Source organism: Sphingomonas sp. GW821-FHT10C01 (assembly GCF_059415525.1).
In genome coordinates, this window is record NZ_JBWKNK010000001.1 from 2,084,155 (window position 1) to 2,098,562 (window position 14,408).

14 protein-coding genes are annotated in these 14,408 nt (G+C 65.8%); 5 read left to right on the top strand and 9 right to left on the bottom strand.

Annotation, left to right across the window (positions count from 1 at the left end):
• Positions 1 to 82: 82 nt before the first annotated feature.
• From ilvN to miaA, 3 genes are all read right to left on the bottom strand, one after another.
• The gene (gene ilvN, locus AC07M1_RS10140; RefSeq protein ID WP_495162420.1) at positions 83 to 598 is read right to left on the bottom strand and encodes an acetolactate synthase small subunit; all 516 of its coding nucleotides are present in this window, start codon (positions 596 to 598) and stop codon (positions 83 to 85) included.
• A gap of 4 nt (positions 599 to 602) precedes the next feature.
• A complete protein-coding gene (locus tag AC07M1_RS10145) occupies positions 603 to 2,348 on the bottom strand; it encodes an acetolactate synthase 3 large subunit (protein WP_495162421.1) in 1,746 nt (581 codons plus the stop codon).
• A 99-nt stretch (positions 2,349 to 2,447) separates the two neighbouring features.
• Positions 2,448 to 3,368, bottom strand: coding sequence for a tRNA (adenosine(37)-N6)-dimethylallyltransferase MiaA (gene miaA / locus AC07M1_RS10150; protein WP_495162422.1), 921 nt, complete (start codon positions 3,366 to 3,368; stop codon positions 2,448 to 2,450).
• Here miaA and serB point away from each other — a divergent pair.
• On the top strand, positions 3,361 to 4,239 hold the full coding sequence (serB, locus tag AC07M1_RS10155; RefSeq protein WP_495162423.1) for a phosphoserine phosphatase SerB: 879 nt from the start codon (positions 3,361 to 3,363) through the stop codon (positions 4,237 to 4,239). The two genes, miaA and serB, sit on opposite strands and share 8 nt — an antisense overlap.
• Before the next feature lie 4 nt (positions 4,240 to 4,243).
• Here serB and AC07M1_RS10160 read toward each other — a convergent pair whose 3' ends face one another.
• Positions 4,244 to 5,242: an SPOR domain-containing protein gene (locus tag AC07M1_RS10160; protein ID WP_495162424.1), complete on the bottom strand. Its 999-nt coding sequence runs from the start codon at positions 5,240 to 5,242 to the stop codon at positions 4,244 to 4,246.
• A gap of 211 nt (positions 5,243 to 5,453) precedes the next feature.
• On the opposite strand from AC07M1_RS10160, the gene AC07M1_RS10165 reads away from it, so the two are divergent.
• The 3 genes from AC07M1_RS10165 to AC07M1_RS10175 are packed head-to-tail and all read left to right on the top strand — an operon-like array spanning position 5,454 to position 8,172.
• A complete protein-coding gene (locus AC07M1_RS10165; RefSeq protein ID WP_495162425.1) occupies positions 5,454 to 6,167 on the top strand; it encodes an AAA family ATPase in 714 nt (237 codons plus the stop codon).
• The gene (locus AC07M1_RS10170) at positions 6,167 to 6,787 is read left to right on the top strand and encodes a hypothetical protein (protein WP_495162426.1); all 621 of its coding nucleotides are present in this window, start codon (positions 6,167 to 6,169) and stop codon (positions 6,785 to 6,787) included. The genes AC07M1_RS10165 and AC07M1_RS10170 overlap by 1 nt, the downstream gene beginning before the upstream one ends.
• Positions 6,788 to 6,804: 17 nt before the next feature.
• Positions 6,805 to 8,172 carry an SPOR domain-containing protein gene (locus tag AC07M1_RS10175; RefSeq protein ID WP_495162427.1) on the top strand — a complete coding sequence of 456 codons (1,368 nt, stop codon included), beginning with the start codon at positions 6,805 to 6,807 and terminating at the stop codon, positions 8,170 to 8,172.
• Positions 8,173 to 8,229: 57 nt separating this feature from the next.
• Here AC07M1_RS10175 and AC07M1_RS10180 read toward each other — a convergent pair whose 3' ends face one another.
• A complete protein-coding gene (locus AC07M1_RS10180) occupies positions 8,230 to 9,438 on the bottom strand; it encodes a dihydroorotase (protein ID WP_495162428.1) in 1,209 nt (402 codons plus the stop codon).
• On the bottom strand, positions 9,435 to 10,427 hold the full coding sequence (locus AC07M1_RS10185) for an aspartate carbamoyltransferase catalytic subunit (protein WP_495162429.1): 993 nt from the start codon (positions 10,425 to 10,427) through the stop codon (positions 9,435 to 9,437). Before AC07M1_RS10185 ends, AC07M1_RS10180 begins: the two co-directional genes overlap by 4 nt.
• An 80-nt stretch (positions 10,428 to 10,507) precedes the next feature.
• Here AC07M1_RS10185 and AC07M1_RS10190 point away from each other — a divergent pair, with 80 nt between their 5' ends.
• The gene (locus AC07M1_RS10190) at positions 10,508 to 11,095 is read left to right on the top strand and encodes a DUF805 domain-containing protein (RefSeq protein ID WP_495162430.1); all 588 of its coding nucleotides are present in this window, start codon (positions 10,508 to 10,510) and stop codon (positions 11,093 to 11,095) included.
• A gap of 4 nt (positions 11,096 to 11,099) precedes the next feature.
• Here AC07M1_RS10190 and AC07M1_RS10195 read toward each other — a convergent pair whose 3' ends face one another.
• The 3 genes from AC07M1_RS10195 to AC07M1_RS10205 form a co-directional block, all read right to left on the bottom strand.
• Positions 11,100 to 12,686 carry a S10 family peptidase gene (locus AC07M1_RS10195; RefSeq protein ID WP_495162431.1) on the bottom strand — a complete coding sequence of 529 codons (1,587 nt, stop codon included), beginning with the start codon at positions 12,684 to 12,686 and terminating at the stop codon, positions 11,100 to 11,102.
• Between the two features lie 80 nt (positions 12,687 to 12,766).
• Entirely contained in the window at positions 12,767 to 13,228 is a 462-nt protein-coding gene (gene ruvX, locus AC07M1_RS10200; RefSeq protein ID WP_495162432.1) for a Holliday junction resolvase RuvX, read from the bottom strand.
• Positions 13,225 to 14,331, bottom strand: coding sequence for a DUF3089 domain-containing protein (locus tag AC07M1_RS10205; protein WP_495162433.1), 1,107 nt, complete (start codon positions 14,329 to 14,331; stop codon positions 13,225 to 13,227). The genes ruvX and AC07M1_RS10205 overlap by 4 nt, the downstream gene beginning before the upstream one ends.
• Positions 14,332 to 14,408 lie beyond the last annotated feature (77 nt).

Below are 14,408 nucleotides of genomic sequence, written 5' to 3' on the forward strand. Positions count from 1 at the left end.
CGTCATTCGTGCGCGGTCGGCGTCATTCCGCCGCGCCCTGATTTCATGCCCGCTATCGGGCTTCAGTTGATCCGTAGCGCCGTCAGGCCGCCTCTTTGCCCCGCGAGATGGCGACGATGCCTGTCCGCGCGACCTCGATCAGGCCAACTTCGCCCATCAGTTCGATGAACTTGTCGATCTTCTCGGTCGAACCGGTCACCTCGAACACGAAGCTCGACGTGGTCGCATCCACCACTCGGGCACGATAGACATCGGCCAGGCGCAGTGCCTCGATCCGGTGGTCCCCCGTGCCGGCCACTTTCACCAGCGCCAGCTCGCGCTCGACGTGGTCGCCCTCGGCGGTCAGGTCGTGGACCTTGTGCACCGGGACCAGCCGGTCGAGCTGCGCCACGATCTGCTCAAGCACATGGGGGCTGGCCGAGGTGACGATGGTAATCCGGCTCACCGCCTTGTCCGACGTAATCTCGGACACGGTCAGGCTCTCGATATTATAGCCGCGCGCGGTGAACAGGCCGGCGATCCGGGCGAGGATGCCCGGCTCGTTGTCGACGATCACGGCAAGCGTATGCCGTTCGGCTTTCTCTTCCTTGATGTGCATGGGTTCAGACCAGTGCCTTGGCTTCGTCGTCCATTTCGCCGGAAACCTCGGCGGACTGGAGCATCATGTCGGTATGGGCGGCACCCGATGGGATCATCGGGAAGCAATTGGCGAGTTTCGCCACGCGGCAATCGACGATCACCGGCCCGTCATGGGCGAGCATCGCGGCGATGCCGTCGTCGAGCTGATCGTTGCCCTCGATGCGGATGCCCTTCCAGCCATAGGCCTCGCCCAGCTTCACAAAATCCGGCAACGCGTCGCTATAACTCTCTGAATAACGGCTGGAATAGGTCAGTTCCTGCCACTGGCGCACCATCCCCATATATTCGTTGTTGAGGATGAAGATCTTGACCGGCAGGCGATACTGGGTCGCCGTGGCCAGCTCCTGGATGTTCATCTGGATGCTGGCTTCGCCGGCGATGTCGATCACCAGCGCATCGGGATGACCCAGTTGCGCGCCGATCGCGGCGGGCAGGCCATAGCCCATCGTGCCAAGGCCGCCGCTCGTCAGCCACTTGTTCGGGCTTTCGAAGTCGAAATGCTGGGCCGCCCACATCTGGTGTTGGCCGACTTCAGTGGTGATGATCGGCGCCTTGTTCTTGGTCGCCTCCCACAGCGCACGGATGGCGCGTTGCGGCATGATCTCGTTGCCGTCCTCGGGGAAGTCGAGACACTTGACCGCACGCCACCCTTCGATGCGCCGCCACCATTCGGACAGGTCGGGCTTTGGATGCTGCCGCGCCTTCCAGATGCGGATCATGTCTTCCAGTGCATGGCCGACATCGGCCACGATCGGCAGATCGACGCGCACCGTCTTGTTCATCGACGACCGGTCGATATCGATATGGATTTTCCGCGCATGCGGCGCGAAGGCGTCCAGACGTCCCGTCACGCGATCGTCGAACCGCGCGCCGACCGCGATGATCAGGTCCGCCTGGTTCATCGCATAATTGGCTTCATAGGTGCCGTGCATGCCCAGCATGCCGAGCCACTGGTCGGATGAGGCCGGGAAGGCGCCAAGGCCCATCAGTGTCGACGTGACCGGCGCACCGGTGATCTTGGCCAGCTCGCGCAGCAGCTGCGACGCGCCGGGGCCGGAGTTGATGACGCCGCCGCCGGTGTAGAAGATCGGGCGTTCGGCCGCGGCGAGCATCTCGACCGCGCTCTCGATCAGCGTCTTGTCGGCCTTGACCTGCGGGCGATAGGTCTTGTGCTGGATCGGGCCGGGCTTGCTGTAGCGGGCCGTCGCGATCTGGACGTCCTTGGGGATGTCGATCACCACCGGGCCGGGGCGGCCCGATGTGGCGATATGAAACGCCTCATGGACGGTCGCGCCAAGATGCGCCGGGTCCTTCACCAGATAGTTATGCTTGGTGCAGTGGCGGGTGATCCCCACCGTGTCCGCTTCCTGGAAAGCGTCCGATCCGATCAGGTGCGAGGGCACCTGTCCGGTGATGACGACCATCGGGATCGAATCCATCAGCGCGTCGGTGATGCCGGTAACGGCGTTGGTCGCGCCGGGGCCGGACGTGACCAGCACGACGCCGGGCTTGCCGGTGGCGCGGGCATAGCCCTCCGCCGCGTGGGTCGCCGCCTGTTCGTGGCGGACTAGGATGTGCTTGATCTTCGTCTGCTTGAAGATCGCGTCGTAAATGGGAAGTACGGCGCCACCGGGATAACCGAAGATGACTTCCACACCGAGGTCGTTGAACGCCTCGATCAGGATGTCTGCTCCGCTTTTCTCGGTCACTGTACGTCTCCTTCCGGTTTTTCCGCACTGCAATAGCAGTTGGGGAATGGCGCTGCTATGCGTATTAAAACTACGTGTCAAGCATAAAGATTGTAATAATCATGCTAAATTAGCGAGTTGGTTGGTAATATCTGTCGAATCTGTGCGCGGCCAGTCCGCTGGAGGCTGGTGGCGCAGCCAGGTATACTGCCGCTTCGCGTATTGCCGCGTTGCCGCCTGTGCACGCTCCAGCGCCTCGTCTCGGGTAAGCGAACCCCTTATAAACGCAGCGATTTCCGCGACGCCGATCGCCCGGCGCACCGGCGCGTTGGCGGAGATGTCGCTGCGCTGCAGCAAGCTTTCGACCTCCGCGATCGCCCCTTCGTCGAACATCGCGCATAGGCGACGATCGCAACGTTCAGCGAGCCAGGCGCGGTCGGGAAGCAGGATCAGTGGCACGAGGTCGATCGCCTCGCCAATCCCGCCGATGCGCTCGGCCTGCCAAGCCACAAGCGTTCGGCCGGTCGATCGTACGACTTCCAACGCGCGGGCGATGCGCGTCGTGTCGGCCGCGTTGAGGCGTGCAGCGGCGTCGGGATCCGCCTCGTCGAGTTGGCGATGGGCTTCCGCGACCGGAAGCGCGCGCACGTCGGCCCGGATCTCGGGATCGATCTCCGGTACCGGCGCGATCCCGTCGAGCAGGGTGCGGATATACATACCGGTCCCGCCCGCCAGCACCGGCAGGCTCCCGCGCTCATGCGCCGCCGCGATCTCCACCTTCGCTTCCTCCGCCCAGCGTGCCGCCGAGTAATCCGCGGCCCCCGTGACATGGCCGAACAGCCGGTGCGGCGCCTGCGCTTCCTCTTCCACCGATGGCCGCGCGCTGAGTACGCGCAGCTCGGCATAGACCTGCGCCGAATCCGCGTTGATCACCGTCCCGCCGGTGCGCTGTGCGAGCGCGATCGCCAAAGCGGACTTGCCGCTGGCGGTCGGTCCTGCAATGAGCGCCACCCTTGGCTTTTGGGAGTGCGGCATGTTCATCGTTACGCTGATAGCAGCGGATCGGCTTGAAGCGGGCGATATTTCCTCCGCGCAACACAAGCTGCGCGATGCCGGCTGCGCGCCCGGCGAAGTGCTTGAGCTGGAAGCGGGCAGGGCGGTGGATATTCCCTTCGTCGCCAACCCGGACCAGGCTCGCGTCGCGCTTGAAGGCGCATTCGACTGTGTCGACATCGTCGTCCAGCCCAGCGAGGGCCGCCGCAAGCGCCTGATCGTCGCCGACATGGACTCCACCATGATCACGGTCGAGTGCATCGACGAACTGGCCGACTATGCCGGCATCAAGGCGCAGATCGCCGAGGTGACCGAGGCGGCAATGCGTGGCGAGCTCGACTTTGCCGAAGCGCTCGATGCCCGCGTCGCGCTGCTCAAGGGGCTGGGCGCCGACGCGATCGACCGCTGCCTTGCCGAGCGCGTGCAACTGATGCCCGGCGCGCGGACGCTGGTGCAGACGATGAAGGCCAATGGCGCGACCGCGATCCTCGTCTCGGGCGGCTTCACCCGGTTCGCCCAGCCGGTGGGCGAACAGATCGGCTTCGACCGGGTGATCGCCAATGAACTGTTGATCGAGAATGATGCGCTGACCGGCACCGTGACCAAGCCGATCGTCGATTCCACGACCAAGGAGACGACCTTGCTTGGCGCGGTCGCCGAACTCGGCCTCGACGCAAGCCAGACGCTGGCGGTAGGCGATGGCGCCAACGATCTCGCGATGATCAGGAAAGCGGGCCTCGGCGTCGCCTATCATGCCAAGCCGATCGTCGCAGCCGCCGCAGGGGCGCGGATCGATCATAACGATCTCACCGCATTGCTCTATGCTCAGGGCATCCCGCGCGGCGAGTGGATCGACTGACCGCCTAGTTCCGCACCGGCACGCAGGATCCAACCCCGCGGCACGCGCCACTTGCTTCGGCGTTGGACGCGAAGGGGCCGACCAGCACGCGGGTGAGGTTGCCCGCCTTCACATAGGAGATTTGCCGTCCGGGAAAGCGGCCGCTCATCTGCGCGCCAAGGCGGCGTGCGTTGCCCGGATCGCCGAACGCGCCCAGCTGGAGCTTCCAGCCGCCATCGCGGACCGGCGCCGGACGCGGCGGGGCGGCGGGTTGAACCGCTGGGGGCGCTTGGCGTGATGCCGGACGTACGATTGGCGGGGCGGGGCGTGTCTGCCCGGTCTGGGGCGGGCGCTCCTCGGTCGCCATGGGTACCGGACCCGCCGGGATGTCAACGCGTGCGATCGGATTGCCGGGGCGCGAGGATGGCGGGGGCAGCACCGCGGCGACCTGAGGCCGACCCGCGTCGCGTTCATATTGCCGGGCGAGCTCCAGCCCCTTTTGCCGGTCGGCCAGCGGGATATGGCGGTCCATCTGCGCCTGCGCGGTGGACGCCTGGGTCATGCCCTGCGCCGCCGCGCGCACGGTCAGCGCATAGGCGCGCACCCAATCGCGCGCCACGCCGTCGCCGTTGAAGTACATCGTACCCAGCACATATTGCGCGCGCTGCTCGCCACGGCCGGCAGCCTTGATCAGCCATTGCTCGGCTTCCGCGCGCTTGTTGTTCTCGAACAGGGTCAGGCCATAGCTTTCTTCGGCCTGCGGGTGGCCCTGGAGCGCGGCCTTGCGGTACCATTCCTCCGCAATCGCGCGATCGACCGGAACGCCACGACCCAATTTATAGGCCTGGCCCATGTTGAACTGCGCGTCGGCGTCGCCCGCATTGGCGGGGCCGCGCCATTCGGCGAGGGCCTTTTTATAGTCGCCGCGCTGCCAGGCATCGACGCCGGCTTTCACATCGGCATGCGCGGGCGCTCCGGTAAGGAGGCTCGCGGTCAGCAATATCGCCAGGGAAATCTTACGCATACGGCCAATTCCTGCTCGCATCGGCATCCATTGGATAATGCCAGTTAACCAACATCTGGCCAAGTAATGCTTGAGCAAGCGTTAAGCGCGGTCCGATGATACCCGAAATGAACATTGCGCCCATGATTGTCCCATTAACCGCTTCATTAACGGCTTCTTAGCTTCCCACTGGCATCCCAGCGTTGGGCAACCGGGATTTTCAGAGGGGTAGATGCGCGTACTCGCGATGGCATCACAAAAGGGCGGATCGGGTAAAACCACGCTCAGCGGGCACCTGGCGGTGCAGGCACAGCGCGCGGGCCATGGCCCGGTCGTGCTGATCGATATCGATCCGCAAGGGTCGTTGTCGGACTGGTGGAACGAGCGTGAGACGGATTTCCCCGCCTTCGCCCAGACCACCGTTGCCCGGCTCGCCGCCGATCTCGAAGTGCTGCGTCAGCAGGGCTTTCGTCTCGCGGTGATCGATACGCCTCCCGCCATTACCATGGCGATCCAGAGCGTGATCCAGGTCGCCGAACTGATCGTCATTCCGACCCGACCTTCGCCGCACGATCTGCGCGCGGTCGGCGCTACGGTCGACCTATGCGACCGCGCCGGAAAGCCGCTGATCTTCGTGGTCAACGCCGCGACGCCCAAGGCAAAGATCACCAGCGAGGCCGCGGTCGCGCTGTCGCAGCATGGCACGGTCGCTCCGGTCACACTCCATCAGCGCACCGATTTCGCGTCGTCGATGATCGATGGCCGCACGGTCATGGAAATCGACCCGAACGGCAAGTCGGCGGCTGAGGTTACTGCGCTCTGGCAGTATATCGGCGATCGGCTCGAGAAGAATTTCCGCCGTACCGTTTTCACTGCGCCCGCCGCGACCCATGTCGCATTCACGGGGCGCACTCAGGGTGGCTTTGGCCGCCGGGTGGTGAGCTGATGTTCGGTTCCGCAAAACCCACCGCGTCGCTCTCCTCGGGCCTCCTGGCTCGTAAGGGCCAAGCCCGTCCCGCGATGCGCCCGCAGGGGTTCGTCGGCCTCAATCCGGGGACGTCGCTTGACGATCTCGGCTGGAACGACATGGGCTTCGAGGGCTTCGAATCCGCGCCGCCCGTGAATCATGAGATGCCGCAGGTTCTCGCGCAGCGCCATGCGCTCGCCGAGGAGTTCGCGCCGCAGCCGCCGGTTGCACCGCCAGTCGTGGAGCGGCCGCAGCCGCTTCTCGAGCCGGAGCCCGTCGCGCAGCCCGCACCGATCGTACAGCCTGAACCCGTCGCCGAACGCGCGCCGGTGATCGTTGCAGCGCCTGAAACGCCGGCACCGCGCCCCGTTTCGACCGCTACCGCCGCTCGCATCGGGCGTGAGGTCGCCTCGAAAAAGGGTAAGGCTGCCTTCACGCTGCGGCTCGATACCGAACGTCATCTCAAACTGCGTCTCGCCTCGGCCCTGTCAGGCCGCTCGGCGCAGATACTCGTTACCGAAGCGCTCGACGCGTTTCTGGACACATTGCCCGAAGTGGGGGCGCTGGCTGACCGGCTCCCCGCGGGCAAGGCTCGCTGAACCGGGGGATTGGAGCCATGAACGCACGTCGTTTTCTCACCATCGGGGTTTCGGCCTTCGTGCTTGGTGCGCCGATCGTGGGCGGTCCGTCGCTGATCGGCGGTCTCGCCGTCGCCAGCGATGCCGTCGCGCAGGACATGCAAAGGGCCGCGAAGGAAGCCCAGGCGGCGCGCAAGGCGCTCAAGGGTGGCAACCCACAAAAGGCCGTGACCCATGCCGAGGCGGCGGTCGCGTTCGACCCGAAGAATGGCGAGTATCGCCAGCTTCTGGGTGAAACCTACCTCTTTGCCGGACGCTTCGTCTCGGCGACGCAGGCGCTGAACGAAGCGCTGTCGCTCGATCCGGCCAATGGTCGCACCGCGCTCAACCTCGCGCTCGCGCAGATCGCGGTGGGTGAGTGGAACACAGCGCGCCAGACGCTCGAAACCCATGCGGGCAGCATCCCGGCCAGCGATCGCGGCCTCGCGATCGCGCTCGCGGGTGACCCCGGCACCGCCGTAGCGTTGCTGTCTGACGCCGCGCGTCAGCCAGGCGCCGACGCCAAGACGCGCCAGAACCTCGCGCTCAGCCTAGCGCTTGCCGGCAATTGGCAGCAGGCACGTGCGGTCGCGAGCTTCGATGTCTCGCCCGGCCAGCTCGACGCTCGGATCATGCAATGGGCCAGCTTCTCGCGCCCGCAGAACGCCTATGATCAGGTCGCTTCGCTGCTCGGCGTGACGCCGATTGACGATCGCGGCCGGCCCGAACAACTCGCGCTCGCCCGTTCGATGACCACAGCGGTCGCCGCGCAGCAGGTTGCCGACCCAGTTGAGGCGTATATGCCCGACACCGGCGTGGCTTCCGCCGCTGCTGCGGCGCCAGCGGCAACTGCGGTCGATACCGCGATGACCGGGACCGTGATTGCTCCGGCGATCACCGCGCCCAGCGGTAACCAGATCGTCTTCGCGCCGCGCCAGGAGGTTGTCCAGGCGATCCCGGCTCGAGCCGCCGCGGCGGTCAAGCCGGCTCCGGCTCGCGTCGAGGTCGGCGCGCGCAAGCCGCTTGCCATCGCGATCAAGGCGCCGGTGGAAGAATTCAAGCCCGGCAAGGGCAGCTGGTCCGTCCAGCTTGGCGCCTATGACAATGCCGGTGTCGCACAGGATGCGTGGGGCCGCGCGGTTCGCCGTACCCCGCTGCTCAAGGGCATGACCCCGACCAGTGCCAGCGTCACGACCGGCGCTGGCAATTTCCAGCGGCTCGCGGTCGGTGGCTTCGATCGTGCCGGCGCCGATACGCTGTGCCGCAAGGTGCGCGCAGGCGGCGGTAAATGCTTCGTCCGCTCGGGCGCGGGCGACAAGGTAGCGAGCTGGGGCAAGCCCGGACGCGTGCAGGTCGCCTCGCGCTAAACGCACGGATCAAGGAACAAGGGGGAAGGCCGGGCATGTCGCCCGGCCTTTTCCGTTTCAGGCGATTTCCGCGCCACCCTTGAACAGACGAACAGCCTTGCCTTGAACCGGCAGGCCGTCGAACGGGGTGTTGCCCGCCTTGCCTGTCATCCGGTCCGAGTTGATCTGCCACGGCGCTTCCGGGTCGATCAGGACCAAGTCGGCAGGCATTCCCGTCGCTAGCGTTCCGGCCTGGATCCCAAGCAGTTTCGCGGGGTTACTCGCAACTAGCGCGAACAGCCGGTCGAGCGTGATCCGTTCGTCGCGGACGAGGCCGAGGGCCAGCGTCAGCAGCGTCTGCGCGCCCGCCATGCCCGGCGTCGCATCGGCGAAGGGCAGGCGCTTCTCCTCCGGCCCGCGCGGATCGTGGCTCGAGCACAGGATGTCGATTGTCCCATCCGTCAATGCCGCGAGTGCCGCGCGCCGGTCGCTCTCGTCGCGAAGCGGCGGAGAGAGGCGGGCGAAGGTTCGGAAATCGGTGACGTTGATGTCCGACAACAGCAGGTGCGCCGGGGTAATCCCACAGGTGACGGGCAGACCGCGATCCTTGGCGCGGCGGATCAGGTCGAAGCCCGCCGCCGTGGTCACCTGACGGAAGTGGATCGCCGCGCCGGTCTGTTCGACCAGCATGAGGTCGCGCGCGATCGCCAGCGCCTCGACCACTGCCGGGGCCGAGGGAAGTCCGAGCCGCGTCGCGGTCTCGCCCTCGGTCGCCACCGCTTGCCCGGCCAGTCCGGCATCCTCGGCATGGGCGATGACGGTCAGGCCGCAGTCGCGCGCATAGGCGAGCACGCGGCGCATCACGCCCGAATCGGCGATCCAGCGGCGCCCGGTCGATACCGCGCGGGCACCGGCTTCCGCATTGATCGCGAATTCGGCGAGGTCCGTGCCGTCCAGCCCGCGTGTCGCTGCGGCGATCGGGTGCACCCACAGCTCGGGTTTGCCCATGTCGGCGGCGCGCTGGACGATGCCGGGGCCGTCGAGCACCGGTGACTGGTCGGGCATCAGCCCGATGCGCGCGATGCCGCCTGCACGGCACGCCGCCTTGTCCATCGCGAAGGCGCCGAGATCGATCAGGGCAGGGGCGAGCAGCTTGCCCCCGCACTCGACGACCTCAGCGCCATCGGGCGCATCGGCGGCGATCTCGTGATTGGCGACGAACAGGTCGCCCTGGCGTTCGCCGCCCTCAGGGCAGACCAGCCGGGCGTTGCGGAAGATCAGGTTCATGCCCAGCCCTCCACGCCGCGCGCGCGTCGTGTCAGCACGTCGAGGCACGCCATGCGCACCGCGACGCCCATCTCGACCTGTTCGGTGATGGCCGAACGGCCTGGCATGTCTGCCACGGAAGAGGTGATCTCGACCCCGCGGTTCATCGGTCCGGGATGCATGACGAGCGCATCTGGCTTGGCCCGCTTCAACCGTTCTTCGGTGAGGCCGTAATTGAGGTGATATTCGCGGGTCGAGGGGATGTACGCCCCCGACATGCGCTCGTTCTGAAGGCGCAGCATCATCACCACGTCCGCCCCCTCCAGCGCCGCATCGAAATCGGTGAAGGGCGTGACGCCCATCTTCTCGATCGCCGCCGGCATCAGCGTCGAAGGCGCGACTACCCGCACCTCGGCGGCCAGAGCGGTCAGTGCCAGGATGTTCGACCGCGCGACGCGGCTGTGCAGGATGTCGCCACAGATCACGACCCGCTGGTGCGCGATACTCCCGCGGCGGCGGCGGATCGTCAGCGCGTCAAGCAGCGCCTGTGTAGGATGCTCATGGCTGCCGTCGCCGGCATTGAGCACCGGGCAGTCGACCTTGTCGGCGATCAGTTGCACCGCGCCGGACGACATGTGCCGGATCACGATCACGTCGGCGCGCATGGCGTTGAGGGTCATCGCCGTGTCGATCAGCGTCTCGCCCTTTTTCACGCTCGACTGCGCGGCGTGCATGTTGACCACGTCCGCGCCCAGCCGCTTCCCCGCGATCTCGAAAGACAGCAAGGTCCGCGTCGAATTCTCGAAAAAGGCGTTGATCTGGGTAAGGCCAGCGAGCCGGTGGTCGCTCTTGGCGCGGCTGCGATTGGCTTCGATCCATTGTTCCGCTTCGTCGAGCAGGAACAATATCTCGTGCGGCTGAAGCCCGGAAATGCCCGTCAGGTGCGCGTGCGGAAACACGGCGCGCCCCTGAATCTGGGCGCCGGGGCGATGATCGATCGGCGGTTGCATTAAACCCTGCGGTTAGCGGTGCAAGGCGGAGGGTGCAAGCCGCTTGACCGATCGTTTCGCCTGCGAGACGTTGATGCGCGATGAAGACCTATTTCGCGATCCTGCGGCATCACCTCACCAGCCTGCACCGTTTCTCGGGGCGCGATACCGTTGACCGGTTCTGGGCGTGGGCAGGGACGGTGGTCTGCCTGCTGTTCATCGCGTTCATTCTCGCCGTGATGCCCTTGATGGTCAGTTCCTTCGCGCGAATGGACCGTTTCGCGCGTGAAAATCCGGAACTGGCCACCCGCACGGTCGGCCCCGGCCATTATTCGGTGACCATCGAGGGATCCCATCCGGAACTGATGCCCGATTTCGGCGCGTTCATTGAACTGACCGCCGCTGTCACAATGATCGCAATCGTTCTCCTCGGCGCTTCGCTTGTCCGTCGCCTTCACGATACCGACCGCAGCGGACTCTGGGCATCGCTACCGCTACCGTTCCTGTGCGCCGGTCTGTGGGGCACGAAGCAGTTACTGGGGAATCCAGCGCCGGAATCGGATTTACAGGGACTTGCCCTGCTGTTCCTCAACAACGTGATCTATCTGGGCACGATCGCGCTGCTCATGCTTTTCACGATGCTGCGCGGTACGCCGGGGGACAATCGCTACGGACCGCCCCCGGCCTAACTGGCTAGTCCCCCGGCTGCGTCGCCGGCCGCGGCGCGGGGCGGGCAGGGGCCGACAGCGCCTTGTCATACCAACGACCAAGGTCGGCATGCATCTTCGCCAGCTCGTCGGGGTTCAAATACACCATGTGCCCCGCCTCATAATAAGTGAAGTCGATGTTCCGCTGCAGCCCTTCGTCGAGCAGCATGTGCGAGGCATCGAACTCCGCGCCGAAGAACGGGGTAGCGAAGTCGTAATAGCCGTTGACGAACATCACCTTGAGATAGGGGTTGGTGCGCATCGTCCAGGCGAGGTCCAGCCCGGTGTTGGGCGTGGTCTGGGGCTGTGTCGTATTGGGCGCGCGGTGGTTCCAGTCCCAGTTGAAGCCGGGGCCGCGGGCGGTCATGCGATAGGTGAGGTCGGTCTTGTAGCCGAGCACGCGCGTCGCATAATCCTGAAATGTCGCGACGAACGCGCCAGAGATCGCGGTCGATGAGGGGTCGTCGCCCGGGCTGTCCGCATTGGCGTCGGTCATGTTGAGCGTGTAGCGCGAATCGAGCCGCCCCGCAGCCAGCCGCCGGTCGCGCAGCAGCTCGGTCTGGAAGTGCGACAGATCGATGCGCAGGTCCGCGCGCAGGATAAAGGCTTCGCTGAGCCCGATATAGGCGGCCATCTGCTTCGCGACCGCCTGCTTCTCCTCCGCCGGAATGTTCGATCCCTTGGCTAGCGCCGCGGCATAGGCACCGGTGGTGAAGCCGCGTACTTCGTTGAGGAAGACGCGCAGGTCTGCCGGGCGGTTCTGCAGGCGATTATGGTACCACGCCGTCGCTGCCATCGTCGGGAACAAAGTCAGGTAATTCTGGTCATAGCCCGACTGGCGAACGCCATAGTTCATGATCGTCGAGAACTGGACCATGCCGTTGAGGCTGACGCCCGCCTGCTCCAGCTTTGCCGCGACGACCGGGTTACGCAGCGTGCCATAGCTCTCGCCGAACAGGATCTTAGGGCTGCGCCAGCGGTTGTTCTTGGTGATATAGCGGGTGATTGCCCGCGCGAAGCCCTCGGCATCCTGATCGACGCCCCAGAAATCCTTGCCCGTCTTCTCGCCCAGCGGGCGCGACCAGCCCGCGCCGACCATGTCGATGAAGACGAGGTCGCTCTTGTCGATCAGCGAATAGGGATTGGGCCCGAAGCCATAAGGGGCAGGGCGGATATATTCCGGGTTGGCGGTGGTGACGCGGATCGGCGCGAAGCTGCCCATATGCAGCCAGATCGTCGGCGAACCCGGTCCGCCGTTGTAGAAGAAGGTGACCGGGCGATCCGCGCCGCCGCCGTCCTTCGTATACGCCGTGTAGAAATAGCTCGCGGAGGGTTTTGCATCGTCATCGCGGATCGTCAGCGTGCCGGCGGTCGCGGTATAGGCGATGCGCTGCCCGCCAACCGTCACGCTGCCCTTGCTGACGGCGCTCTGCTCCTCGACCGGCGCGCGGACCTGTGCGGCCTCGGCCTCGGCCTTGGCGTCCTTGGGTGTGGCGGGTTTATCCTGTGCGAGCGCAACCGGTGTCAAAGCGGGCATGGCAAGGAAGGTGGCGGCGAGAAGCAACTGACGCATGGAAACCCCCGAGTCTCTAGAAGTTGCGCGACGCTGCCAATTCGCGAGCGCTTGTGCAACATTGTCTCACGGGAAACCGCTCAGCCGGTGGCCAGCCCGTCGATTGCCCCCTGAAGGATGTAGCTGGCGGCAAGCTTATCCACGCGCTCGGCGCGCTTGGCGCGCGACAGGTCCTCGGCGATCATCTGCCGCTCGACCGCCGCGGTCGACCAGCGCTCGTCCCACAGCAGCACCGGCAGGCCCATGTCCTCGACATTGCGTGCAAAGGCGCGGGTGGACTGGGTACGCGGACTGTCGGTGCCGTCGAGATTGAGGGGCAGGCCGATCACCAGCCCCTTCACCTGCTGCTCCGCGATCAGGACTGCCAGCGCTGCTTTATCGGCGGTGAACTTGGTTCGCTTGATAAGGTGCGCTGGGCTGGCGAAGGACCAGCCCGCATCGCAAAGCGCCGTCCCGATCGTCTTGGTTCCGACGTCGAGGCCCAGCAGCCGCCCGCCCTGTGGCAGCGCCTCGCGAAAGGCGTCACGATCGGTCGTGATCAAGACTTGAACGCCTTGAGCCGCCGCTCGGCATCGGTGCGGACATTCGCCCAGAACAGCGAATAGTCGAACACATGATAATTGTTGCCGGGTAGCACATATTGCCCGCCGATTCCCTCGGGCGGGTTGCCGATCGTCAGGACGCCACGCGCGTCGCACCGTGCCGCAACAATGCCCTTCTGGAGCGCCGCGCTCGAAAAATCGGCGGAGGGGATGAGGGTGCCGAGATTGGCCGATGCCTCGGCGCTCACGTCCGGTGTCCCGGTGATCGGGTTGGTACAGATCATCGGCGTTCCCGCGCGCTTCTGACCGGTGAAGCCATTCGAGGCGTCGAACGTGTCGAGCAGCAGCGAGGGATCGGCCGGCTCGGCGAAGCTCTGCCACGACAGGATGCAGCCGGTCTGGTTGGCGGCGGTACATTCGCCGAGGCCCAGTTTCGGGAGGTCCGCCGTCTTAGACACCGGCCAGCCCACGACATAGGCCGCGACCACACGCTTCGCGAGCGGCTGTCCCGCCACCCGGTCGTGCAACAGCCGCGTCAGGTGCAACGCGCCCTGGCTGTGGCCGGCAAGGATGATCGGACGGCCGCCCGCTTCGCTCAGGAACTGGTCGAACGCGGCGGTGACGTCGCGATAGGCGAGGTCCAGCGCCTGCTGCGCATCTTCCTTGCTGGTCAGGAACGCGCCGAAGGTCGCCTGGCGATAGCGCGGCGCCCACACCGCGCCCGCGCCGTTGAACGCGCTTGCCTGCCCCCGCAGGAACAGGGCGGCGCGGTCATTCGCCTCCTTGTCCTCCAACGGCGCGTTCCAGTGCGCGCGATTGAGGTACGAGGTCGGGTGGATGAAGAAGACCGCAGCCACCGGTTCCTTCGCCGCCGCATATCCTTCCGGTACCCACAGCGCCGGATTGCCCGGCTTGTCGGGCCGCGCCAGCCACATCTCGGCGCGCTTGTAACTGTCGGCGGGCAGCGCCGCCTGCGACTCGAATCGTCCGCCCGGCACCATCGCCTGCCGCAGCAGTTCGGCACCCCAGATTCGATAGGCAAAGGTTGCTGCAATCGCGAGCACGATCAATACCGCCACGATATAGAGGAACTTGCGTGCCACTCAGGGCTCCTGTTGTGCATTGCAGCATAATGCGCTGCCGGGCAATCGCGTTCCGTTGCGCGATGGTTGCGAAGGAT

Excerpts from the sequence above, each read along its gene's own strand:
- ilvN (WP_495162420.1), bottom strand. The coding sequence starts at position 598 with ATGCACATCAAGGAAGAGAAAGCCGAACGGCATACGCTTGCCGTGATC.
- serB (WP_495162423.1), top strand. The coding sequence starts at position 3,361 with ATGTTCATCGTTACGCTGATAGCAGCGGATCGGCTTGAAGCGGGCGAT.
- miaA (WP_495162422.1), bottom strand. The coding sequence starts at position 3,368 with ATGAACATGCCGCACTCCCAAAAGCCAAGGGTGGCGCTCATTGCAGGA.
- AC07M1_RS10160 (WP_495162424.1), bottom strand. The coding sequence starts at position 5,242 with ATGCGTAAGATTTCCCTGGCGATATTGCTGACCGCGAGCCTCCTTACC.
- AC07M1_RS10165 (WP_495162425.1), top strand. The coding sequence starts at position 5,454 with ATGCGCGTACTCGCGATGGCATCACAAAAGGGCGGATCGGGTAAAACC.
- AC07M1_RS10170 (WP_495162426.1), top strand. The coding sequence starts at position 6,167 with ATGTTCGGTTCCGCAAAACCCACCGCGTCGCTCTCCTCGGGCCTCCTG.
- AC07M1_RS10175 (WP_495162427.1), top strand. The coding sequence starts at position 6,805 with ATGAACGCACGTCGTTTTCTCACCATCGGGGTTTCGGCCTTCGTGCTT.
- AC07M1_RS10180 (WP_495162428.1), bottom strand. The coding sequence starts at position 9,438 with ATGAACCTGATCTTCCGCAACGCCCGGCTGGTCTGCCCTGAGGGCGGC.
- AC07M1_RS10185 (WP_495162429.1), bottom strand. The coding sequence starts at position 10,427 with ATGCAACCGCCGATCGATCATCGCCCCGGCGCCCAGATTCAGGGGCGC.
- AC07M1_RS10190 (WP_495162430.1), top strand. The coding sequence starts at position 10,508 with ATGAAGACCTATTTCGCGATCCTGCGGCATCACCTCACCAGCCTGCAC.
- AC07M1_RS10195 (WP_495162431.1), bottom strand. The coding sequence starts at position 12,686 with ATGCGTCAGTTGCTTCTCGCCGCCACCTTCCTTGCCATGCCCGCTTTG.